The 22,016-nt window shown below is 55.1% G+C and carries 17 protein-coding genes; 10 read left to right on the forward strand and 7 right to left on the reverse strand.

Features of this window, described 5'->3' with window-relative positions:
* The first annotated feature begins 53 nt into the window (after positions 1–53).
* The 7 genes from OQ371_RS19330 to OQ371_RS19360 all read left to right on the forward strand — a co-directional run bounded on the left by OQ371_RS19330 (position 54) and on the right by OQ371_RS19360 (position 10,713).
* Positions 54–3,191 (forward strand): SusC/RagA family TonB-linked outer membrane protein, encoded by a 3,138-nt coding sequence (locus OQ371_RS19330; protein WP_265989935.1) that lies wholly within the window; start codon positions 54–56, stop codon positions 3,189–3,191.
* Between the two features lie 28 nt (positions 3,192–3,219).
* Positions 3,220–4,767 (forward strand): SusD/RagB family nutrient-binding outer membrane lipoprotein, encoded by a 1,548-nt coding sequence (locus OQ371_RS19335; protein WP_265989936.1) that lies wholly within the window; start codon positions 3,220–3,222, stop codon positions 4,765–4,767.
* 134 nt (positions 4,768–4,901) lie between these two features.
* Positions 4,902–6,134, forward strand: coding sequence for a galactonate dehydratase (dgoD, locus tag OQ371_RS19340; protein WP_265989938.1), 1,233 nt, complete (start codon positions 4,902–4,904; stop codon positions 6,132–6,134).
* Between the two features lie 114 nt (positions 6,135–6,248).
* On the forward strand, positions 6,249–7,271 hold the full coding sequence (locus OQ371_RS19345; RefSeq protein WP_265989939.1) for a 2-dehydro-3-deoxygalactonokinase: 1,023 nt from the start codon (positions 6,249–6,251) through the stop codon (positions 7,269–7,271).
* Entirely contained in the window at positions 7,258–7,902 is a 645-nt protein-coding gene (locus OQ371_RS19350) for a bifunctional 4-hydroxy-2-oxoglutarate aldolase/2-dehydro-3-deoxy-phosphogluconate aldolase (RefSeq protein WP_265989940.1), read from the forward strand. The genes OQ371_RS19345 and OQ371_RS19350 overlap by 14 nt, the downstream gene beginning before the upstream one ends.
* A gap of 40 nt (positions 7,903–7,942) precedes the next feature.
* A complete protein-coding gene (locus OQ371_RS19355) occupies positions 7,943–9,247 on the forward strand; it encodes an MFS transporter (RefSeq protein WP_265989941.1) in 1,305 nt (434 codons plus the stop codon).
* An 11-nt stretch (positions 9,248–9,258) separates the two neighbouring features.
* On the forward strand, positions 9,259–10,713 hold the full coding sequence (locus tag OQ371_RS19360; protein WP_265989943.1) for a sulfatase family protein: 1,455 nt from the start codon (positions 9,259–9,261) through the stop codon (positions 10,711–10,713).
* A 52-nt stretch (positions 10,714–10,765) separates the two neighbouring features.
* Here the strand turns inward: OQ371_RS19360 and OQ371_RS19365 are convergent, their stop codons facing one another.
* The 3 genes from OQ371_RS19365 to OQ371_RS19375 all read right to left on the reverse strand — a co-directional run bounded on the left by OQ371_RS19365 (position 10,766) and on the right by OQ371_RS19375 (position 13,105).
* Entirely contained in the window at positions 10,766–11,794 is a 1,029-nt protein-coding gene (locus tag OQ371_RS19365; RefSeq protein ID WP_265989945.1) for a M56 family metallopeptidase, read from the reverse strand.
* 311 nt (positions 11,795–12,105) lie between these two features.
* Entirely contained in the window at positions 12,106–12,477 is a 372-nt protein-coding gene (locus OQ371_RS19370; protein WP_265994339.1) for a BlaI/MecI/CopY family transcriptional regulator, read from the reverse strand.
* 160 nt (positions 12,478–12,637) lie between these two features.
* Complete coding sequence (locus OQ371_RS19375; RefSeq protein ID WP_265989947.1) at positions 12,638–13,105, reverse strand: nuclear transport factor 2 family protein; 468 nt, start codon at positions 13,103–13,105, stop codon at positions 12,638–12,640.
* A 236-nt stretch (positions 13,106–13,341) separates the two neighbouring features.
* On the opposite strand from OQ371_RS19375, the gene OQ371_RS19380 reads away from it, so the two are divergent.
* Complete coding sequence (locus tag OQ371_RS19380; RefSeq protein WP_265989949.1) at positions 13,342–13,623, forward strand: hypothetical protein; 282 nt, start codon at positions 13,342–13,344, stop codon at positions 13,621–13,623.
* A gap of 80 nt (positions 13,624–13,703) precedes the next feature.
* Here the strand turns inward: OQ371_RS19380 and alaS are convergent, their stop codons facing one another.
* Positions 13,704–16,358, reverse strand: a complete 2,655-nt coding sequence (alaS, locus tag OQ371_RS19385) for an alanine--tRNA ligase (RefSeq protein ID WP_265989951.1) — start codon at positions 16,356–16,358, stop codon at positions 13,704–13,706.
* Between the two features lie 105 nt (positions 16,359–16,463).
* Here alaS and OQ371_RS19390 point away from each other — a divergent pair, with 105 nt between their 5' ends.
* Both OQ371_RS19390 and dprA read left to right on the forward strand, forming a co-directional pair.
* A complete protein-coding gene (locus tag OQ371_RS19390) occupies positions 16,464–16,793 on the forward strand; it encodes a MerR family transcriptional regulator (RefSeq protein WP_265989953.1) in 330 nt (109 codons plus the stop codon).
* A gap of 159 nt (positions 16,794–16,952) precedes the next feature.
* Positions 16,953–18,059: a DNA-processing protein DprA gene (gene dprA, locus OQ371_RS19395; protein ID WP_265989954.1), complete on the forward strand. Its 1,107-nt coding sequence runs from the start codon at positions 16,953–16,955 to the stop codon at positions 18,057–18,059.
* A 52-nt stretch (positions 18,060–18,111) separates the two neighbouring features.
* On the opposite strand, the gene OQ371_RS19400 is transcribed toward dprA, so the two are convergent.
* The 3 genes from OQ371_RS19400 to pyrE all read right to left on the reverse strand — a co-directional run bounded on the left by OQ371_RS19400 (position 18,112) and on the right by pyrE (position 21,998).
* Positions 18,112–19,692 (reverse strand): DUF4394 domain-containing protein, encoded by a 1,581-nt coding sequence (locus tag OQ371_RS19400; RefSeq protein ID WP_265989955.1) that lies wholly within the window; start codon positions 19,690–19,692, stop codon positions 18,112–18,114.
* A gap of 193 nt (positions 19,693–19,885) precedes the next feature.
* Positions 19,886–21,361 (reverse strand): capsule assembly Wzi family protein, encoded by a 1,476-nt coding sequence (locus OQ371_RS19405; RefSeq protein WP_265989957.1) that lies wholly within the window; start codon positions 21,359–21,361, stop codon positions 19,886–19,888.
* A 10-nt stretch (positions 21,362–21,371) separates the two neighbouring features.
* A complete protein-coding gene (gene pyrE / locus OQ371_RS19410; protein WP_265989959.1) occupies positions 21,372–21,998 on the reverse strand; it encodes an orotate phosphoribosyltransferase in 627 nt (208 codons plus the stop codon).
* Positions 21,999–22,016: the final 18 nt, after the last annotated feature.

A 22,016-nucleotide genomic window follows, 5' to 3' on the forward strand; every position in this document is an offset into this window, starting at 1 on the left:
CTCACTCATACCTATTAATTCATAACTCTTAATTCACTTCCTAAACCATACCCATGAAAAAACCTGTAAAACTCCTGATTCTGCTCCTGTTACTGGGGCCGGGTTACGGCTTCGCCCAGACGACCAACCGGGTGACTGGCAAAGTAACCGGTTCGGACAGCAAACCGCTGCCCGGTGTAAACGTGCTCATCAGTGGCTCCTCGCAGGGAACGGTGGCCGATGCCGAGGGAAATTACGCGATCAGCGCCCCGGCCAATGCGTCGCTCGTGTTCTCGTATATCAGCTACGTGAGCCAGACGGTGCCGGTCAATGGACGATCGGTGATTAATGTTCAGTTGGTGGAAGACACCAAAAGTCTGAATGAAGTGGTAGTGACGGCCCTCGGCATCAAGCGGGAATCGAAAACGCTGGGATACGCCACCGCCACGGTCAACGCCGACCAGATTTCGACCAACCGCAGCCCGAACCTGATGACGAGTTTGCAGGGAAAAATGGCGGGCGTCAACATTTCAACCATGTCGACCGGGCCGGGGGGCAGCTCCAAAATCCGGATTCGGGGGCAGTCGTCGTTCAGTGGGCAGAACAACCCGCTGATCGTCATCAACGGCGTGCCGGTTGATAACTCGAATTATGCGCTGGGCGGCAATTTCGGGAATCGGTCGGCCAACAGTTCCGATGGGGGCGACGGCCTTTCGAGCATCAACCCGGACGACATCGAAACGATGACGGTTCTGAAAGGGGCCACGGCGGCCGCCCTCTACGGTTCGCGGGCCAAAGACGGCGTGGTGATGATCACAACCAAAAGCCGGGGAGCGGGCAAAGGCTTCGGGGTGGAATACAACACCAACTTTACGACCGAAACCCCGCTGGACTTTACGGATTTTCAGTACGAATACGGGCAGGGCGAAGGCGGTGTCCGACCCACCACGCCGTTTCCGACCTCGGGCGTCTGGAGCTTCGGGGAGAAGTTTCAGCCGGGCATGACGCAGGTGCTGTTCGATGGTGACACGTATCCGTATGAACCGGTGCGCAACCGGGTCCGGAAGTTCTACAACGTCGGAACCAACTTCACCAATACCGTAACGGTTTCCAACAACGGCGAAAACGGCGGCTTCAGCCTGTCGTTTGCCAATACCGACAACAAGGCCATTACGCCCAACTCGGATTTTAACCGCAAAACCATCAACCTCGGTTTTTCGCAGAACATCAACAAAAACCTGGTCGCGTCCGGCAACATCAACTACTCCAACGAGTACAACCGCAACCCGACGCAGCTCAACACCCAGGATTTTGCCACGCCGACGGTGGTGATGACGCTGGCCAACTCCATGCCGTTCGAAGCGCTGAAAGAACACCAGGTGATGCCCAACGGCGATGAGTTTGTGTTTTCACGGTTTCTGGTGCGCAACAACCCGTATTACTCGGTCAACTACCACTTTGAGAACATCAAGCGCGACCGGCTTTTCGGCAACGTGGCCCTGAAATACCAGTTCACCAAATGGCTGTATTTGCAGGGGCGGCTTGCGCAGGATCTCTACACCCGCAACCAGGACTACAACATTCCGAATGGCTACGCGCCCATTGCCAAAGCGCCCGCCGGTTACGTCAATGGATCGTATACGCAGGATGTGCGCAAGTTTGTGGAACGGAACTACGACTTTATTCTGGGCGGCAACCACACCTTCGGCAACATCGGCGTGGATGTGACCTTGGGTGGTAATCAGCGGTTTGTCAGGATGGACTACAACAGCGTGACGGTTCAGGATTTTGTGCAGCCCGGTTTGTATACCGTCATGAACGGCCGCGTGAAAAACCCGCTCTACAGCCTGTCGGAGCGGAAAATCAACTCGCTGTACGCGGCTGCCACGATTTCCTACAAGGAGTTTCTCTACCTGAATGCCACGGCCCGCAACGACTGGTTTTCCACGCTATCGCCCGAAAACCGCAGCATTCTCTACCCGTCGGTAACCGGAAGTTTCGTCTTCTCGCAAGCCTTCAACACCCTGCCGACCTGGCTGACCTTCGGGAAAATCCGGGCGGCCTACGCGGAGGTGGGCGACGACAACGTCAGCCCGTATTCCAACGCCCTGTTTTACGCCGTCAACAACAACAACTTCCCGACGCCCACGGGGCAGCTCGTGCCGGTGGGCGGCATCAACGCGTCGTCGGTACCCAACCGCAACCTGCGCCCCCTACGCGTGTCGGAAGCCGAGGTGGGCGCGGAGCTGAAGTTTTTCAACAACCGGCTAGGGCTGGATTTTACGTATTACCGCAAGATCACGAAGGACCAGATTCTGGCGACCCAGATTTCGGACGCGTCTTCGTACACTAATAAGCTCATCAACGTGGGCAAGAGCATGAACAAAGGCATCGAGGTTTTGCTGACCGGAACGCCCGTTCAAACGGCGGCTTTTCAGTGGGATGTGAGCGCCAACCTGGCCTACAACACCTCGGAAGTCTTGACGCTGGGGTTGTCGCCGGCCGATACGATGATTACCGTCGGCGGTTCGGGCGGCAGCACGCTCCGGCAGGTGGTCGGCAAGCCGATCGGTCAGCTGTTTACCTTCAACTACCTCCGCGATGAGCAGGGGCGGCAGGTGTTTGACAAAGGAAGCGGGCGGCCCCTGCGCAACAACACGCCGGTGAATGTGGGGAACGCCCTGCCGAAATATTTTGGCGGTATTACGAACACCTTCTCCTATAAAGGTATTACGCTGACCACGCTGATTGATTTCAAGTTAGGCTTCAAAATGATCGGCGGGCAGAACATGAACTACCTGCGGCACGGTCTGCACAAGAAGACGCTGGTGGGCCGGGAACAAGGCTACGTGGTGGGCGTGGGCGTGAACCCCGACGGCGAAATCAACACCACCCGCTCGCCGATTCAGCCGTTTTACGAAACCCCGAACGTACTCGGTATTTACGAAGATTTTATCTACAACGCCGGTTTCTGGAAACTGCGGCAGATCACAATTGGCTACGATTTTACAAAGCTGCTGCCCCCGAACTTCTTCATCAAGGGCCTGCGGCTGAACGCGGTGGCCAACAACGTAGCGGTGTTGAAAAAATGGACCGAAAACATGGACCCCGAAATGGTCAACAACGCGTCGGACAACGCCACCGGACTGGACTTCTGGCCGAGTTTGCCGCCCACCCGGAGCCTGGGTTTCAACCTGAATATCAAGTTTTAAGCCGTTGAACGCAAAGACCTTTTCAGCCATGAAAACGAAAACCAACTACCTGTTCGGCCTGCTGACCTCGCTTTGTCTGCTCACCGGCTGCGATGATAAGTTTGACGAAATCAACACCAACAAAGTCGATCCGACCACGCTGGCCCCGTCGTTTGTGATGAACAAAGCCATCATTGACGCAACCTACCTCGACGGGTTTGGCACGCTGCAAATGCTGTGTTACGAATTCGGCATTGTCCAGCAGATCATTACGCCCTACGGCAGTTCGCTGGCCGGGGCCAATTACAACCAGAACAACGTGAGCAACACCCCGCTCGTCTGGCAGAATTTCTACCGGAACGTCCTGAAACAAATCGTTGATGTGGTGGACAAAACCAAAGACGACCCCAACCGCACCAACCTGTACAACATGGCCCGGATCTGGAAAGCCTATTCGTTCATGATTCTGACCGATACCTACGGCGATATTCCTTATACCGAAGCGGCCAAAGGGTACATCAGCGAAATCACCTCGCCCAAGTACGATTCCCAGCAGGCCATCTACGCGGATCTTCTGAAGGAGCTGGACGAAGCGTCGGCGGGGCTGGATGCCACAAAAACCGTTGAATCGACCGACATTCTGTACGGCGGCAACATCGCCAAGTGGAAACGGTTTGGCTACTCGCTGATGCTGCGGGCGGGAATGCGATTGACCAAGGTGGACCCCGCAACCGCCAGAACCTACGTGACCAAAGCCGTGACCGGGGGCGTCATGCAATCCAACGACGACAACGCCGTCATGCGCCACACGGCGTTGTACAACAACTGGATCGCCAACCACTTACAGGCTCGTGAGAAAACAAACTTTTACCTGGCTGCTCCGTTTGTCAACTACCTGAAAGCCAACAATGACCCGCGTCTGCGCTCAATTGCGGTGCGGTACGTGGGCGCAAAAGGCGGTCCGGAGCAGGTAGCTGCCCGGGCTTCCACCGATCCGAGTGTGCAGGTTGGGATGCCGATGGGCTACGATAACGTGACGGTTTCCACCCCGGCGGTGCTGGCGCAGTACGGTGTTGCCAGCCTCTGGGATTTTTCGCAGGTCAACCTGAACACGGTTTTGAAGCTCGACGCGCCGGAGTTTCACGTCACCCACGCCCAGACGCAGTTGCTGCTGGCCGAAGCGGCTCAGCGGGGCTGGACTACGGGCACTGTCGCCGATTATTTCACCAAAGGCGTGCGGGCCAACCTGGAACAAATGGCGGCTTACGACCCTTCGGCCGCCATTCCTGAAGCGGCTATTCAGGCGTACCTGACGGCCCACCCCCTCGACCCGGCGAAAGCACTGGAGCAGATCAACACGCAATACTGGGTGGCTTCCTTCCTGAACGGTCCCGAGCTGTTTGCCAACTTCCGCCGGAGCGGCTTTCCGGCCCTGACGAAAAACCCGTATCCGGCGTCGGAAATCACGGAGGATTTTATCCGGCGAATGCCGTACCCGGACAGCGAAACGGTTGTCAATCAGCAAAATGTCAACGAAGCCATCACGCGCCAGGGGGGCAACACCTTAAGCACCCGCGTTTGGTGGGATAAGAAGTAAACGAATTTTGTAAAAGCTGTTTTGCAGCGTTGAGCGGAGTAAAAGGAGGTAAGCGGAGCCTCGGCGTACCTCTGTTTTTCTCCGCTCAACGCTGCGAAACAACTCCATTTTAACCGCCTAAACCTACACAAGAAATGAAATCAAGTGTTTCCCGGCGCACGGCCATCCAATCGGTTCTGGGCGTGGTCGGCACCGCCATGACGGCTTTACCCGAATCGTCGTACGCCCAAAACCCCGGGCCGTTTCGGGATTACAGCAAAGTGAAAATTACCAAACTGGAAACCTTCCTGGTTAAACCCCGCTGGATTTTCCTGAAAATTCACACCGACGTGGGCGTGGTGGGCCTGGGCGAACCGCTGCTCGAAGGGCGGGCGCTCACCATCCAGACCGCCATCAAGGAAGTCGAGCCGTATCTGATCGGGAAAGATCCGCGGGCCATCGTTCACCACTGGCAGGCCATCTACCGGCACGCGTTTTACCGGGGCGGCCCTATTCTGACGAGTGCCCTGAGCGGCATCGACCACGCCCTCTGGGACATCAAAGGCAAACTGCTCAACGTGCCGGTATACGAACTGTTGGGTGGACCCACCCGCGACCGCGTCCGGATCTACGGCCGGGCGGCCAACGCCGAAGACATGAAGAAGCGCAAGGCCGAGGGCTATACCGTGATCAAAACCGGTGTTGCCAAGAAGAATCCGGCCAATATTGTCGAAAATCCGAAATTCATTCAGTACGCCATCGATAACTTTGCTTCGCTACGGGAAGCGGGCGGCCCGGATATGGACATAGCCATCGACTTTCACGGTGCCATTCCCCCGCAGACGTCCAAGTTGTTAATCAAAGAGCTGGAACCGTATAAACCAATGTTTGTGGAGGAACCCGTGCAGGCTCAGAACGTGGATGTGCTGGCCGATATTGCCCGCGGAACCCACCTGCCGATTGCAACCGGGGAGCGGATTTTTACCAAGTGGGGATTCCGCGAAATTCTGGAAAAACGGGCCGCCAGCATCATTCAGCCGGACCTTTGCCACGCGGGCGGCATCACGGAGGGGCGCATCATTGCGGGCATGGCCGAAGCCTATTACGTACCGATTGCCCCGCATAACCCGATGGGGCCAATTTCGCTGGCTGTGGGGCTCCACCTGGCCGCCAGTGTGCCCAACTTTCTGGTGCAGGAGCAGGTGTCGCTGGGGGAAGGGTACCTCAAAAAACCGTTCAAGCTGGAAAAGGATGGAACGGTGTTGATTCCGACGGGACCGGGGCTGGGCATCGAACTGGACGACGCGCAGATGAAGGATAAAATTGGCCACGACTGGAAAAATCCGGAGACCTATAACGCCCTGGATGGCTCGGTAGTCGACTGGTGATCAACCATGCAGTTAACGGCGGGCCGTTTGCGGACTTTCGGCTGGTGGGCCAGCAAAACCGCAGCCGTCTACTCTGGAAACGGCCTGCCGTTGACCGAAAACCTAACTAATTAAATGATCAATTATTTACTATGCTGCGATTGGGGTACATCCTCGTTTCGATTGCGACTGATCGACGGTGCAACGTATGAACTGCTGGAGGAAGTGACTGGCCAGCAGGGAATTGCCACGGTTTTTGACGCCTGGAAAAATACCGGCGAAAAGAACGGTGTCTCGAAGGAGCAATTTTTTCGGGAACACCTGAAGCGGCAAATCGAGGGGCTAGCCGGTAAAGCCGCCCAGTCTCTGGACCAGATTCCGGTGACGGTTTCGGGCATGGCTTCGTCCTCCATCGGGATGGAAGAAATACCGTATGCAACCCTGCCGTTTGCAATGGATGGCAGCCGGGCCAGCGTCCGGCACTTTGAAGCCGACGAAACGTTTCCGCACGAACTGCTGCTGATTTCGGGCGTACAAAGTCAGGAAGACGTGATGCGCGGGGAAGAAACGCAGCTAATTGGGTTGGCGGCCCTGCTCGATCAGGAAGGCCAGCGCCCCAGTGATGCTATTTTTATTTTCCCCGGCACCCATTCCAAGCACATGTACGTACGGGGAGGGCAACTCCTTAATTTTGAAACCTACATGACCGGCGAGGTATTCAAACTGATGGCGACCCACAGCATCCTGAAAGATTCCGTGGATTTACGCAGTCTGAGCGATTTTTCGGCGGGCAATCTGGCCGCTTTCCGGGCGGGCGTACAGGAGGCCGATTCCGCGCTGCTAAACCGCCTGTTTACGGTTCGGACCAATCAGTTATTCAAAAAAATAAACAAGCAGCAGAACGCTTTTTACCTGAGCGGTTTGCTGATTGGTGCCGAGTTAAAACCGTTGCGGGCGAAAGAAAACTGGCAATTGGTTTTGTGCAGCGGCACGAATTTATTTCCGTTTTATCAACAGGCTATTACTGATTTAAAGCTGGTGGATCGCACAACGTTTATTCCGGCGGAAGTCATCGATCAGGCTGCGGTAGTGGGCCAGGTTATCCTTTTTCAGAATCAACATTCAAACGTATCGGTCTATCGAAATGAGTCAGACTAAATTTTCGTGGGCGTTATTTACCAAAACGCCCATTATTGGAATTGTCCGGAATCTGGCGGTGCAGGAGGTTGTCAACGTGCTGCCAGTCTACCGGGACGCCGGACTGAGCACCCTGGAGATTACGATGAACACGCCCGGCGCCGAAGAACTGATCCGGCACGCCCGGGAGCAGGAGCCAAACGGGCTGAATATTGGAGCCGGAACGGTTTGCACCAAACGGGATCTGGAACGCGCGCTGTTGGCGGGTGCGCAGTTTATTGTCACCCCCATCCTGGACGAAACCGTTATCAAAACCTGCGTGGAGGCTCAGATTCCCATCTTTCCCGGGGCTTTTACCCCTTCGGAGATCTACAAAGCCTGGTCGTGGGGGGCGCCGATGATCAAGGTGTTTCCGGCGGCTTCGCTGGGACCGTCGTACCTCAAAGAAGTCAAGGCCCCGCTGAACCAGATTAAGCTGGTGCCGACCGGCGGGGTGGGCCTAGCCAATATGGCCGACTTCCTGAAAGCCGGTGCCGACGGACTCGGTATTGGCGGGCAGTTGTTTGATAAAGACCTAATTAAAAACCAGCGTTGGGGCGATTTGAAAAATCATTTTCGGTCGTTTGTGGACGGATTAAACCTTAACCCGTAACCTGTACGGTTTCTCGCTTTCTCACCTAACCCTTCACCTTGTGTCAACCATTAAATTTACGTATTACCGCTGGCTGATTGTCGCCCTGGTCTTTATTGCAACAACCATTAATTACCTCGACCGACAGATTATTGGCCTTCTGAAACCCATTCTGGAAAAAGAATTTAACTGGACGGAAACGGATTACGCCCAGATTGTTATGGCCTTTACGGCCGCTTACGCCGTTGGGCTGGCGTTGTCGGGCTGGGTAATCGACAAAACCGGTACCAAATGGGGCTATACGATCACCATTGTTTTCTGGAGCGTGGCCGGCATGCTGCACGCCGTGGCCCGGAGCGCGTTTGGGTTTGCGTTGGCCCGGCTGGGGCTCGGTCTGGGCGAAGCCGGTAATTTCCCGGCGGCCGTTAAAACCGTGGCGGAGTGGTTTCCCAGGAAAGAACGGGCGCTGGCTACCGGTATTTTCAATTCCGGAACCAGCGTCGGCGTGGTTGTGGCCCTGATGCTGGTTCCCTGGATTCTGAACCGTTACGGCTGGCAGGAAGTGTTCTGGATCACGGGGGCGCTGGGTTTTATCTGGCTGGTTTTCTGGCTGATTTTCTACGACGTTCCGGCCCGGCAAAAGCGGCTTTCCGCCGAAGAATACAACCTGATTACCAGCGGCCAGGATCAGGCAGCGAGCGGAATCGAAAACCAGATTTCGATCAATTGGTTTAAACTGTTCACGCTGCCGCAAACTTGGGCGTTCGTCGTCGGGAAGGCATTTATCGACCCGATTTTCTGGTTTTTCCTGTTCTGGCTGCCCTCGTATTTCTCATCAACCTACCAGCTCGATCTGAAGAAGCCGAGTCTGGAACTACTGATCATTTACACCGCCACCACCGTGGGCAGCATCGGCGGAGGGTATGTATCGTCTGCCCTGATCAAACGCGGCTGGCCGACCCTGAAAGCCCGGAAAACCGTTCTGCTGGTGTTTGCTTTCCTGGAAATTTCGATCATTCTGGCGCAGTTTGCCACCAACGTCTGGATGGTGGTAGCGCTGATTAGTCTGGCCGTTGCGGTACACCAGGCGTGGGCCACCAACGTGTTTACGATTGCTTCCGACCTGTTTCCCAGGCAGACGGTCAGCTCCGTGGTGGGCATTGGCGGGATGGCCGGGGCCGTTGGCGGAATTTTTTTTCCGATGCTTGTGGGGTATCTGCTGGATTCTTACAAGGCTGCTGGTAATTTAGCGGGCGGCTACAACCTGCTTTTCACGATTTGCGGATTCACTTATCTAACCGTCTGGGCAATGATTCATTTGCTGACCCGCCATTCCAAAGCCGTTGAGCTGAACCAGTTGATTTAACCCGCTTTACCATGATAGGCAAACTACCTTTCTTCAAACTTCTTTTTGTTCTCCTCCTTCTTTCCGGAATCGGTTTAGGGCTCAGCGCGTGGGTGAGCGAGCCGAAGGCCAGTCCGCCGAATGTTGTTTTGTTTTTTATCGACGATTTGGGCTACGGCGACTTATCCTGCAACGGCGCTTTAGGCTACACCACGCCCAACCTCGACCGGATGGCGGCCGAAGGAACCCGATTTACGAGTTTTCTGGCGGCTCAGGCGGTTTGCAGTGCTTCACGGGCGGCTTTGCTGACCGGTTGTTACCCCAACCGGGTTGGAATTTTCGGGGCGCTGGGACCCGGTTCGCCCGTGGGTTTGAATCCCGAAGAAGAGACGATTGCGGAATTGCTGAAAGAAAAAGGCTACGCCACCGGCATTTTTGGAAAATGGCACCTGGGAAGCCAGCAGGAGTTTTTGCCCTTGCAACAGGGATTTGACGAATACTACGGAGTGCCATACTCGCACGATATGTGGCCGCTGCACCCGAACCAGGCCAAGGCAAATTACCCGCCCCTGCATCTGATTGAAGGCAACACACCCGGAAAAGAAGTTAAAACGCTGGAAGATGCCAGTGAATTAACGCCGAGCATTACGGAAAGGGCCCTCGGTTTTATTCGCAACCACAAAAAGCAGCCGTTCTTTCTGTACGTGCCGCATCCGCTGCCGCACGTTCCGCTGGCGGCTTCGAGCCGCTTCCGGGGCAAGAGCTCGGCGGGGTTGCTGGGCGATGTGATGATGGAACTGGACTGGTCGGTGGGCCAGATCATGCGGGAGCTGAAGCAGCAGGGGCTGGATAAAAACACCCTCGTTATTTTCACGAGCGACAACGGCCCGTGGTTGAATTACGGCGAACATGCCGGTTCGGCGGGCGGTTTCCGGGAAGGCAAGGGAACGTCGTTTGAGGGCGGTCACCGCGTGCCCTGCATCATTCGCTGGCCGGGCGTGGTTCCGGCGGGTCGGGTTTGCAACAAACTGCTGACGACCCTGGAAATTCTGCCAACGGTGGCCAAGATCTGCGGGGCGCGTCTGCCGAAAAAAACCATCGACGGGGTCGATATGGTGGCCCTCCTGAAGGGTGACGAAACCGCCACACCCCGCGATCATTTTTATTATTACTACCGCCAGAATAGCCTGGAAGCCGTTCGGAAAGGCGACTGGAAGTTGGTTTTTGCGCATCCGGGCCGCACTTATGAAGGATTTTTACCGGGCAAGGGGGGGCAACCCGGACCCACCACGGAAACCCACGAGTTTCCGGTGGCCTTGTACGACCTCCGGCGGGACCCCGGCGAACGGTATGATGTGCGCGAGCAGAATCCCGAAGTTGTAGCGGCCCTTGAAAAACTAGCCGAAGAAGCCCGGGCCGATCTGGGTGACGATCTCCAGAAGCGGGAAGGTAAAAATGTGCGCCCGGTGGGAAAGGTAACGAAATAAAAGAGGACCATAAAAAAGCCCGTAGCATGTGCTACGGGCTTTTTTATGGCAATTAATTCTTAATGGGCCGATCAATGATCATGATGGGCGATTTTTCGTAGTCTTTTAAATACGCTGCGTAGTATTCGTTCGTCATTAGCTCGAACTGGTAGTGATGTTCGCCAAACCGACGGGCATTTTTATGAACGTAACTTCCCCAGAAAGAAGCAATATCGGTTGGCGAGTATTTGTTTAATTGTTCGTTTTTTATTCGCTTGCCATTCAGCCAGATTCCAAATATATTCGGATTTTTCCACTCCTCAAATTGCAGTTCGGTTGGCGATTTTTTCGGATCCGGAGGAATAATTTTGACCAGTTTTTTTTCCTCCTGCGTTAACTCTGAATACTTTTTAGGCTTCCTGCCCTCCTTGGGATACCCCCACCCGAAAAGAACAGGCACGTCTTTATACAGCTCTTCCTTGGATTGATCGGGCTGTAAATAAGCTTTAACCGACGGCTTGGTAAATTTCGGTTTATTCACCTGGGCCGCCGTTTTTGCGCTGAAAACAAACGCTAAGATGGGGGATAGCGCCAGGACGCTTAATTGAATTATGCGCGCTTTTGTTCTGGAAGTTTTTTTCGTCATCATAAGAAACCGCTGTTTGGTAATTTGAAACGTTAAACTACTGGTTAATAACGCGGGAGGAAGACCGGAAACCTTGCTCAGGATCAGTTGCTGGTAACGAGAAACCTGTTGGTGGTGCTTGTTGACCGCATCGTCCGCCAAAAATTCGTGATTTAGTTGAATGGCCTTTCTGAGCCAGATAATTAGCGGGTTAAACCACATAAAAACCAGGAGAAGCTCAACCAGCAGCAGATCGAACGAGTGTTTTTGACGCACGTGGGCAAGTTCGTGGGTAAGTAGTTCCGGTTCTAAATTGGGGTTCTGAAAGGCTTTTTGATCGACAAAGATGTAATGCAAGAACGTGTACGGCAGGTTCGGACCTAAACCAGAAACCAGCGTGGCACCTTCAAGTGGTCGTTTCGGACTGTGTTTAATTCTTTTGATCAATACCGCCAGATTTCGCAAAAAACGGCCCATCAAAACCGCCGAAACGACGCTGTAAAAGACCGCAAGAAAGGAGGTGATCGAAGCGCTGGTTTCAACCGGCAGGGCGCTGAAATTGCGGGCGAAACCTGAATAGATGCTCTTGAATCTGATGGGGTCGGGTTGAGAAACAGGAGGGGCATTGATAAAGATATCGTACGCAATAAGCGGAACCAGTAGGGAAAAGAGCAGGGCCGACAGCAGGTAGAACCGGTTGAATACCGGCATTTTTTCCCTTTCGAGAAATAGCTTGTAGATCCCAAACAGGATCATCAGGCAGAAGCTGGACTTTAGAAGATAAACCATCATTTTTTCTTCTTTTGAATTTCGGTGTCGATAATCCCGCGGAGTGTTTCCAGTTCTTTTTCTGATAAACTGGTTTGGGTCGTGAAAAAAGAAGCGAACTGGGCAACCGAGTTGTTGAAAAAGTTTTTAATCAGCCCGTTGACGTGCGTTGAAAAATAGTCTTCCTTGCTCACAAGTGGATGATACTCTCTCGAATTACCGTATTCTTTATATCCAATAAATCCTTTTTCAATGATGCGCTTCAGCAAAGTGGCGACCGTCGTAGGGGCTGGTTTTGGCTCCGGATAGGCATTTAACAGATCGCGCATAAAAGCCGTCTTCATTTCCCATAAATAATTCATAAGTACCTCCTCGGCTTCGGATAACTTCATCATAAATACCGTAAATTCTACAGTTATAGATTTTGTACTACAAATGTAGAATATAAGTTTAAAAAAACAAGCGTAGAGAAAAAGTTAAATCGTAAAGTTGGTTTTTCGAGACGGCACATTAGACCCGGTATGAGTTCCGGGCCTTGTCGAAAAGCCGTAATTAAAAAGGGTTCTGGAGGATGAAGCCATTCCAGTCGAGCGCGGATTGGTAGGAGTATTCGCGCCAGTTGCCGATCAGTCCGTCGCGGATCCGGATGCTGACCATGCCGTGCGTTGTGGAGCCGTAGTTCAGGGAAAATTCCCCGGAGCCGGTCTGGGTCTGCTCGTCGAAGGCCAGGTGGTGCCAGACCATCTGCGTAACTTTCGGGCGGCCTTTCCAGCCCCCGAAAAACTCAAAAATCCGGTCGCGGCCCCGGTAAATCTGCTTGTTCGGCGGTTCGGAATAAATGGCGTCCAGCGCAAAGCAGTCGGCCGCTTTACGACCGTTGTTTTCGTTTAATCCGGCGGCAATGGTCTGCATCAATCGCAGGAACTCCGCCCGGGTAATCGGTTTTTGACGGGATGATTGGGCGGTTGACGTAAAGAGTACTCCGAAAAAGAAAAAAGCAAGCAGGAAAATTTGTCTCATATTTCAGGCAATGGGGGCGCTCCTTTGCTCAACGACCAGCCGGCTGAATCATTGTTGGCGGCTCAACGGTTCCCGTAAATTTCTGCCCGTCAATCCGGCATAGCAGAGCGATAATAGCCACTGCGCCGGGTCAGTCGGAATTTTCTTGACGGCTACGCTGACCTGCACGGCATTGACCAACCGGACCGGCAACTTTTACGAATCCTGCTGGTTATATAAAGAAAATCACACCTTGTATGGAAAGAATGTTCATTGTACGCGCCGTTGGAGTTGATGAATTCGGCGTAGAAACGCCCACCACGATTCCCATGAAGTTGGCCGAAGAGCCGGAAGCTGAACTGATCGTTGAGGATCTGGACACCCAGTATCCACACCTGAAACACCGGGTGGTTGAAATTGAAGAACTCAAAACACCCGGGCAGGTGGAGGATTGGCAGAACTCGTATCTGGGAACGGTATTCGGATCGGAACACCAGGAGGGAGATCAGGACGGGAAAAGCAATACCCCCGCTATTTGACCCTGAATGGGATAGAGTTGGTTTATAGTGACCTCGGAGTCACCACCGTCAGTCACTATAAACCCGACCTCAAACGCTTTTTATTGCAGCAATTCCCGGCCTTTGGCCAGCGCCCGGTCGAGGCCGCTGGCATCCGAGCCGCCCGCCGTGGCAAAGAACGGTTGGCCACCGCCACCGCCCCGGATTTCTTTCGCCAGTTCTTTCACCAGGTTTCCGGCATGGAGGTTCTTGTCCTTAATCAATTCCTCCGGCAGCATCACGGCCAGTTGCGGTTTGCCGTTGATGTCGGAACCCAGCACCACCGCGAGCTTGTCCACTTTGGCTTTCAGATCGTAGGCCAGTTGTTTCAGCGCATCGGCCGATGGCACTTCCACGCGTTCGATGATCACAAAATGGCCGTTGCTGGCGTGAACTTTGGTCAGCAGATCGGTCTTCACCTGCTGCAATTTCTCGGCTTCCAGTGCTTCAATTTTCTTTTGCAGCTGGCCGCGTTCGTCCAGCAGGCTCTGCACGGCTTTCAGCACGTCTTTCGGTGCTTTCAGCAATTCCTTCAACTGGTCGAGTGTGGCCTGCTGTTCGTTCAGGAGCGCCAGGGCCCGCTCAGCCGTAACGGCTTCAATCCGGCGAACGCCCGTTGAAACTGAACCTTCCGACGTAAACTTGAAAAGGCCAATCTGCCCCGTCGCCGGAACGTGCGTACCCCCGCAAAGCTCAACCGAGTAGCCGGGATCAAACGTGATGACCCGGACAAAATCGCCGTATTTTTCACCGAACAAGGCCATGGCGCCCAGTCCTTTGGCTTCTTCGATGGGGACGTTACGGCGTTCGTCGAGCGGAATGTTCTCCCGGATTTTCTCGTTGACAATCCGCTCCACTTCCGCCAGTTCCTCGTCGGTTACTTTGGTAAAGTGGGAAAAATCAAACCGCAGCGCATCCGGACCGACGTACGAGCCTTTCTGCGCCACGTGTTTGCCCAGTACATCCCGCAGGGCCGCGTGCAGCAGGTGAGTGGCCGAGTGGTTATCGGAAATGGCGGTGCGCCGGTCGGCATCCACTTTCGCCAGAACGTTCGCGTGATTATCCAGCACATCTTCCAGGTCCTTGTCGTTGGAAACGTGGATGATCAGGTCGTTTTCTTTCCTGGTATCCGCAATGCGCACTAGGACTTTTTCGTCGCCAACGTGCACTTCCAGCACGCCAGTGTCGCCAATCTGGCCCCCCGATTCGGCGTAGAACGGGGTCCGATCCAGCACGATCTGGTACTGAGTGCCCTGTTTGTTCTGCACTTTCCGGTATTTGGCAATCCGCGCTTCGGCCTGCACCTGATCGTAGCCCAGGAATTCAACACCGTCGATGTCGTGGAGTTCGGTCCAGTCGCCGGTGGAGGAAGACGCATCTTTCCGCGACCGCTCTTTCTGCTGCTGAAGGGCTTTCTGGAAACCGGCTTCATCAATTGAAAAGCCTTTTTCGCGGGCAATCAATGCCGTTAAGTCCACCGGGAAACCGAAGGTGTCGTTGAGTTCAAAAACCGTTTCCCCGTCGATGGTTTGCTGGCCTTTTTCGGTCAGTTCCGCCGTAATTTTGTCCAGCAGTTTCAGGCCGTTTTCCAGTGTGCGCAGGAAAGCTGCTTCTTCTTCGCGAATGACCGTGGCCACAAAATCGCGCTGGGCGTTCAGTTCCGGGAAGACATCGGCAAACTGCATTGCCAGCGTCGGCACGAGTTTGGTCAGGAACGGTTCGGTAAAGCCGAGGTACGAATAGCCGTAGCGAACGGCCCGGCGCAGAATCCGGCGGATGACGTAACCCGCCCGCGCATTTGAGGGAATCAGGCCGTCGGCAATGGCGAACGAAACCGCCCGGATGTGGTCGGCAATCACGCGCATGGCCACGTCCGGATATTCGCGCTGTGAACCTTTATAGGTGATACCCGACAGCTCTTCGATCACCCGGATCGTGTGCGTAAATACGTCGGTGTCGTAGTTGGAGAGTTTGCTCTGGATGGCCATGCAAAGCCGTTCGAAACCCATCCCGGTATCGACGTGCCGGGCGGGCAGCGGTTCCAGCGAACCGTCGGCCTTGCGGTTAAACTGCATAAAGACGAGGTTCCAGATTTCGACCACCTGCGGGTGATCGGCGTTGACCAGTTCCTTGCCGGGTTTCTGATCGATGTCGGCCTGCGGGCGCAGATCGACGTGAATTTCGGAGCACGGACCGCACGGACCCGTATCGCCCATTTCCCAGAAGTTGTCTTTTTTATTGCCGAGAATGATGCGGTCTTCGCCCACGATCGGTTTCCACAAATCCCAGGCTTCCTGGTCGAAGGGAACGTTGTCTTTCTCGTCGCCCTGAAAAACCGACACATACAGACGGTCTTTCGGCAGTTTATACACGTCCGTCAGCAGTTCCCAGGCCCAGGTAATGGCTTCCTTCTTGAAATAATCGCCAAACGACCAGTTGCCGAGCATCTCGAACATCGTGTGGTGGTAGGTGTCGAAACCCACATCCTCGAGGTCGTTGTGCTTGCCCGAAACCCGCAGGCATTTCTGCGTATCGGCCACGCGCTTGGCCGGAGGGGTTCCGTTGCCCAGGAAAAAATCTTTAAATTGGGCCATTCCCGAGTTGTTGAACATCAGCGTGGGGTCGTTTTTGGCAACCAGGGGCGCGGAGGGCACAATCAGGTGGTCTTTACTGCGAAAGAAGTCTAGAAAATGCTGGCGAATTTCGGAAGAAGTCATGGTACCTTTGGGGCCGTCTGTACCAATCGGACGACGACGGATTGAATTGTTTTGCAAATTTACGGAAAACTTGTGTTTCTTCCGGGCAGATCGGAAGTTTGTTCTATGGAGGAGTTAACCAAACGGTACTATGGCATCCGGGAAGTGGCCGACATGCTGGATGTGAACATTTCGAAACTGCGGTTTTACGAAAAGGAATTCCCTTCGCTCAAACCCCGGAAAAACCGCGCCGGTGACCGAATTTATACCAAAGATGACATCGAACACCTGCGGGAAATTCTGGAGCTGGTGGAAGAAAAAAAACTGACGCTGGAGGGCGCCCGCCAGCACCTGAAAAGCCGTAATTCCCGCCAGACGGAGATCAAGCAAATGATCAGCCGGTTGCGGGAAATCCGCAAGTTCCTGGTCGAAACGCGGGATCAACTGGAAGGCTAACGAAGAAGTTGCGTTTGCCCGCTCCAGTTGGCTTATCAGCAAAGGCCGGTTTTCGAACTCCGACCCGGCTGGACCAAAGCCGGAACACACAAATTTTATAGGTCTCTCCGTTACTCCGGCACCCGGTCCGCGTCTTGATAGAAACCAGTTGCTTACCGAGTGAATCTCCCTGAATTATTCTATCAGTCGGCGTTAACGTCCGTGCCCGGCGTGGGTGGCGTTCTGATTCGTCAGTTAATGAGTTATTGCGGCTCGGCGTCAGAAGTATTTCGGTCGTCGGTGGCCCGGCTTGTCAAAATACCCGGAATTGGAGATGTGACGGCGCGGGCGATCCTGCATCCCGAGGTGTTGCGGGAGACCGAACGGGTGCAGCAGCGGTGCGAAAAACTGGGCGTTCAGCAACTCTTCTACACGGATTCTCAGTATCCGGCCCGGCTCAAAGCGCTCTACGATGCCCCGCCGATGCTGTACTGGCAGGGGCCCGCCGATCTGAACACCGACCGAACCATTGGCATCGTGGGAACCCGTCAGGCCACGGACTACGGTCGCCGGATCACCGAAGAACTGGTTCAGAACCTGCAATCTTACCGCCCGATCGTTATCAGCGGTTTAGCATACGGAATTGACATTGTGGCCCACCGCGCCAGTCTGGTCAGTGGTCTGCCCACCATCGGTGTCATGGCCAGCGGTCTGGATATAATCTACCCGCACGTTCACGCGAAAACGGGGCAGGAAATGCTCCGGATGGGCGGCCTGCTGACCGAAAATCGGCCGGGAGTGAAGCCCGATCCCCGGTTGTTTCCGGCCCGCAACCGGATTATCGCGGGTCTGAGCGACGTGGTGATCGTGGTGGAAGCTGCGGCCAAAGGGGGTGCCCTGATCACCGCCGAGTACGCCAACAATTACCACCGGGAGGTGTTTGCCGTGCCGGGTCATCTGAATCAGACGTTCTCGCAGGGGTGCAACAAATTGATTCGGGAGAACAAAGCCCAGATTTACACCAGGCCGGAGGATATTGTGGAAGCGCTGAACTGGGATCAGACGGCTGGTAAAACCGCGCCAGCAGAAAAAACGCTGCTGGCGCTGGAGTTTACCGAAGAAGAAAGTCAGATTTTGGCGCTTTTCCGGCAACAGGCCGATTGGCACATCGACGAACTCAGTTGGCGCAGTCAGGTTCCGGTTAGTAAACTGTCGTCGCTGCTGCTGAATCTGGAGTTCAAAGGAATTATCCGAAGTCTACCGGGAAAGAAATTTCAGTTGAATTAGTCCGTACCGGCAAACCGGCGGGTGTTTCCGTCGAGTCTGCCGGTACGTCAGGTTAAAAACCTAAGCCAATCGCAAAACCGCGCACCGTAGTCGGGAATTGACCCATGTTGGTCAGTGCTCCGCTGTTGAGGTCGATGTGGTAGAGGTTGGTGGTTGTCCCGCTCGTCAGCAGGGCATAGCCTTTGTTGCTGCGCCCTCCAATATCGAAACCGTTTGTAGCCGTAATGGTGATGCCCAGCGGACTCCCCCCGACCACCGTTCCGGCGTTGGGCGGAATCTGGCGGTACAAACGGTTGGAGTAATCGTCGAGATCGTACAGTACCGTGGTGGTCGCGCCCTGGTAATTGTTCGTGTACGCAGCCGCCCGCACCGACGGTTTATCGACGGCATTCGGCCCGTAGTTGAGGGTGCCATCCACCGCCACTTCGCCCGTAACGGGGTTGATGCGCAGGTTTTGTCCGGAATTGCTGATGACCCGGATGCGGTCAACGGTCGGGTTAAAATCAAAACCGTAATCGCTGCCAGTCAGGGTCGGGGTAAAAGCACCCATGCCAATGACGTTAGCCTGAGCGTTGGTGGTTCCGGCCGGATAGGTGATCGCGTAAATACGGCTGGAGTTGCCCAGAGCGTACAACTGCCCCGTAGCCGGGCGCATGTCGATGCCGCGGATGGTTTCGCCCGGTTGCAAACCGGTGATGGTCCGGAGGGTCGGGTTGATGTCCCAGGGATTGAAGATCAGCAGGTTGTTGCCACTGACAGCGTACGCAACGGGATCGGTCGGAATGGCCAGGCCAAGGTACGACTTGGTGCCCAAATCGCTTAGTTTCTGGAGGTTTCCATTGGTCAGGTTGACGTGGCCCAACTCCGACTGATCGCCCACCCGGTAGACGAGCAACGCGTGCTTATTGTCGGACGAAATATCAAAACCGGCGGTGCTGGCGATGTCTTTGCCCAGCGGCCCTACTTCCACCAGCGTACCGTTGTTGGGCGGGTTCTGGAGGTACAGGCGGTCGGAAGCCGGATCGACGTCGTACAGCGCGGTGCTGCTGGAAACGCCCCGGCTGTTGGTGTAGGCAACTGCCGAGATGGCCGGGTTGGTGCCGCCGTTAATTGCCCCATCCTGGCCCCCGGGCTGAAGCAGGCCGGTGTTCGGGTTCAGGCGCAGGTTCAGACCGGTGCTGGTTACAACCCGAATCAGATCGACAGTGGGGTTGAAATCAAACCCGACGGCGTCGCTGTTCAGTCCGGGGCTGAATGGCTCACTGCTCACTGCCCGGGCGGTGCCAAATTCCTGGTCGATAACGTAAATGCGGCTGCTGCTGCCCAGACCGTAGAGCTGGCCGGTAGCGGGCCGGAAGTCGATGGCCAGAATTTTTTCGCCCGGCTGTAACCCCGTGATTTCGGTATCCGACAAATTGCCCATCGGGTTGGCGATGCTCTTCTTGTTCAAATGGTTGTCGTCCGTCAGAACAAAAAACTGAAGTTCCGTTGCACTTTCCCGCGCCCCGCTGTGTCGCTTAGCCGCTGATTGGAGGGGCTCCTCCGGGTTGGTACATGCGTTTAGGCCCACCAGGAGGGCAACCGCCCACGCGCCCGCGGCCGTACGGAACCGATTGTTCGCAATCGTAGTCATGTTTCAAAATAGTTTGAATGGTTGAATAGATAGGATTCAACAGGTTTACGAACGAAGTGGGGCCTTTAGATTTGCAGAAAACAAAAATCCTAGGGTGCGGAACCGATGAAAAAATGCAATAACTTACTAATTAGTAAGTTAAGTAGTGTTGGTTCAACAAAAAATAAACGGGAATGCAGGAGAAGGGGATTTCTTACCAGTTCTTTTTAATGGACAAGAATCCGCCGGTCTGCCTTGGGTAAAGCTCGCCCTGATCGTAGGCCAGGCTCACCGCCAGCGTGGTATGGTTCAGGTGGGAAAAGGAGTACTGAGCGGAGAGAAGCGCGGAAAACTGCTCGAAGGGCGGAGAATAAGGCTCATTGAAGGTGCCATAATTGCGGCTGAACGACGCCCGGGCGCTAAGCTGAACCTGGTGAGCAGCGGCTTCCAGCCCCAGATACCAGACATTGACACGGTTATTGGGGAAAAAACCACCTCCAATGTACTCGCGGACCCGGGCGGTATAGTCGGCGCGGGGGGCAATGAAGGGCGTGCCGATGGTGCGGCTGAAGTACGACCAGCCTTCCCGGTATTGGCCGTGGTTGAAATAATTGTCGGCACCCTGATACTGCGCGGTCTGGTCGAATACCGGGCCGCTCTGGTTGGTGGTCGACAGCCATTCCACGACGGCAGCTTTCCAGCGGAACCGGCGGGCTGGCCCGACCGTCCGATTGCGCACCCGCAGGCCCCACAAACCGTCCGGAAAATTAATCAGGACCACCCCGCTGGCATCCTCGTACAGATGCTGGTAGTAGAACAGCGTATTCAGGCGGGGGCTGATCCACTCAACAGCGTAGTCGATGGAGCCGATATGGTTGCCCACACGGTTTTCGCCATCAAATGTCGTCTGCTGGTTGTTGACCAGGTCTTTGGGGTAGCGTCCCAGTACGAGGGAAACGTAGTCCTGAAAGGAGGAGGGCAACCGGCCGTAGACCGCAAACGGACTGCTGAGCAGGTAATCGGCATACCCCCCCCACTGCACCTGGTGATTCAGCCCGGCGTAGATTTTGAAGGGCCAGTGCGGTTTCCCGAACCGGCCATAAATGTATTTCTGGTGAAAAAGAGCTCCCTGGATGTACGGCGCGTTGAACCAGCCGTGGGCGTACCCCACCCGGAACGCCAGAATTTTTTTCAGAAAGCCGCCAATCGGTACGAAGTTGGGCGTTTGCAGTTGCACCTTCGGGATGGGCAGCGCGTTTCCCGACCAAATTACAAAGCCGGAACTGAGCGTGGAGTCGCCAATGCCGTACAGTTCGCGACGGCGGCCCGCCCAGAGCTCAACCTGTCCATAGCGGACTTTGGCGTATAATTCGGGAAGCCAGAACTGCTTCGTAGCGCCCGCGTTGACCACGCCGTATGCCCCGGCGCCCCAGTCAAAACGGCGTTGCCGGGTGGCATTCGAATCCGTCTGGTACTCGCGCCGGATCCCGCCCCGCAGGGTGGCAAACGGCCCTTGCAGCGGTACAATGCCGTACTGGTTGGCCCGGAGCCAGAAGGGGAGCTGGTCGGCCGACGAAGCCATGCCGCCAAGTTCCAGGTCCGCCGTAACGGCTCCCAGGCTAGTCGCCGTTTGGGCCCAGCCGGTAGCCATCCCCAGCCATGCCCATACCAGAATGCAAAGCCGTTTCATCGGCTTGCGGCTATTGGTTCCATTCCGACGGATTTTGGCGCCATGCAGCCAATGAACTCATCGCTTCCGCGGCAATGTAGTCCAGTTTCTGGGCTTGATTCAGGAGCGTTTCGTAATCACTCAGGCACACCAGTTTCACGTCTTTGTCGGCGAAATTTTGTGCCGCAAGTGGGAAGCCGTACGTAAAAATGGCTGCCATGCCCAGCACTTCGGTGCCGGATTGCCGCAGCACATCCACCACTTTCAGCGAGCTGCCCCCCGTCGAAATGAGGTCTTCCAGCACGACCACGCGCTGACCGGCTTCCAGACGGCCTTCGATCTGGTTGCCCATGCCGTGTTTTTTGGGTTCGGGGCGCACGTAGAGAAACGGCAGGTTCAGGGCATCGGCGACCAGGGCCCCCTGCGCAATCCCGGCCGTAGCCACGCCCGCAATGGCGGTGACGTCGGGGAATTGATTCCGGATGGCGTTGGCTAATTCCGAACGGATGTAAGACCGTACTTCCGGGTAGGAGAGGGTAACCCGGTTGTCGCAATAAATGGGTGATTTCCAGCCCGAACTCCAGGTAAACGGTTCTTCCGGCCGTAACCGAACCGCCTTGACTTCTAACAACAATCGGGCAACTTGTTCTGCAACCATGTAATAGAATGATGAATT

The organism is Larkinella insperata (genome assembly GCF_026248825.1).
Classification (GTDB): Bacteria; Bacteroidota; Bacteroidia; order Cytophagales; family Spirosomataceae; genus Larkinella; species Larkinella insperata.

Bases quoted from the DNA above. Each gene is read 5' to 3' on its own strand.
- OQ371_RS19375 (WP_265989947.1), bottom strand. From the start codon at position 13,105: ATGAGACAAATTTTCCTGCTTGCTTTTTTCTTTTTCGGAGTACTCTTT.
- OQ371_RS19365 (WP_265989945.1), bottom strand. From the start codon at position 11,794: ATGGGCCGTTTTTTGCGAAATCTGGCGGTATTGATCAAAAGAATTAAA.
- pyrE (WP_265989959.1), bottom strand. From the start codon at position 21,998: ATGGTTGCAGAACAAGTTGCCCGATTGTTGTTAGAAGTCAAGGCGGTT.
- OQ371_RS19360 (WP_265989943.1), top strand. From the start codon at position 9,259: ATGATAGGCAAACTACCTTTCTTCAAACTTCTTTTTGTTCTCCTCCTT.
- OQ371_RS19400 (WP_265989955.1), bottom strand. From the start codon at position 19,692: ATGACTACGATTGCGAACAATCGGTTCCGTACGGCCGCGGGCGCGTGG.
- alaS (WP_265989951.1), bottom strand. From the start codon at position 16,358: ATGACTTCTTCCGAAATTCGCCAGCATTTTCTAGACTTCTTTCGCAGT.
- OQ371_RS19405 (WP_265989957.1), bottom strand. From the start codon at position 21,361: ATGAAACGGCTTTGCATTCTGGTATGGGCATGGCTGGGGATGGCTACC.
- OQ371_RS19345 (WP_265989939.1), top strand. From the start codon at position 6,249: ATGATCAATTATTTACTATGCTGCGATTGGGGTACATCCTCGTTTCGA.
- OQ371_RS19350 (WP_265989940.1), top strand. From the start codon at position 7,258: ATGAGTCAGACTAAATTTTCGTGGGCGTTATTTACCAAAACGCCCATT.
- OQ371_RS19370 (WP_265994339.1), bottom strand. From the start codon at position 12,477: ATGAAGTTATCCGAAGCCGAGGAGGTACTTATGAATTATTTATGGGAA.
- dgoD (WP_265989938.1), top strand. From the start codon at position 4,902: ATGAAATCAAGTGTTTCCCGGCGCACGGCCATCCAATCGGTTCTGGGC.
- OQ371_RS19330 (WP_265989935.1), top strand. From the start codon at position 54: ATGAAAAAACCTGTAAAACTCCTGATTCTGCTCCTGTTACTGGGGCCG.
- OQ371_RS19380 (WP_265989949.1), top strand. From the start codon at position 13,342: ATGGAAAGAATGTTCATTGTACGCGCCGTTGGAGTTGATGAATTCGGC.
- OQ371_RS19390 (WP_265989953.1), top strand. From the start codon at position 16,464: ATGGAGGAGTTAACCAAACGGTACTATGGCATCCGGGAAGTGGCCGAC.
- OQ371_RS19335 (WP_265989936.1), top strand. From the start codon at position 3,220: ATGAAAACGAAAACCAACTACCTGTTCGGCCTGCTGACCTCGCTTTGT.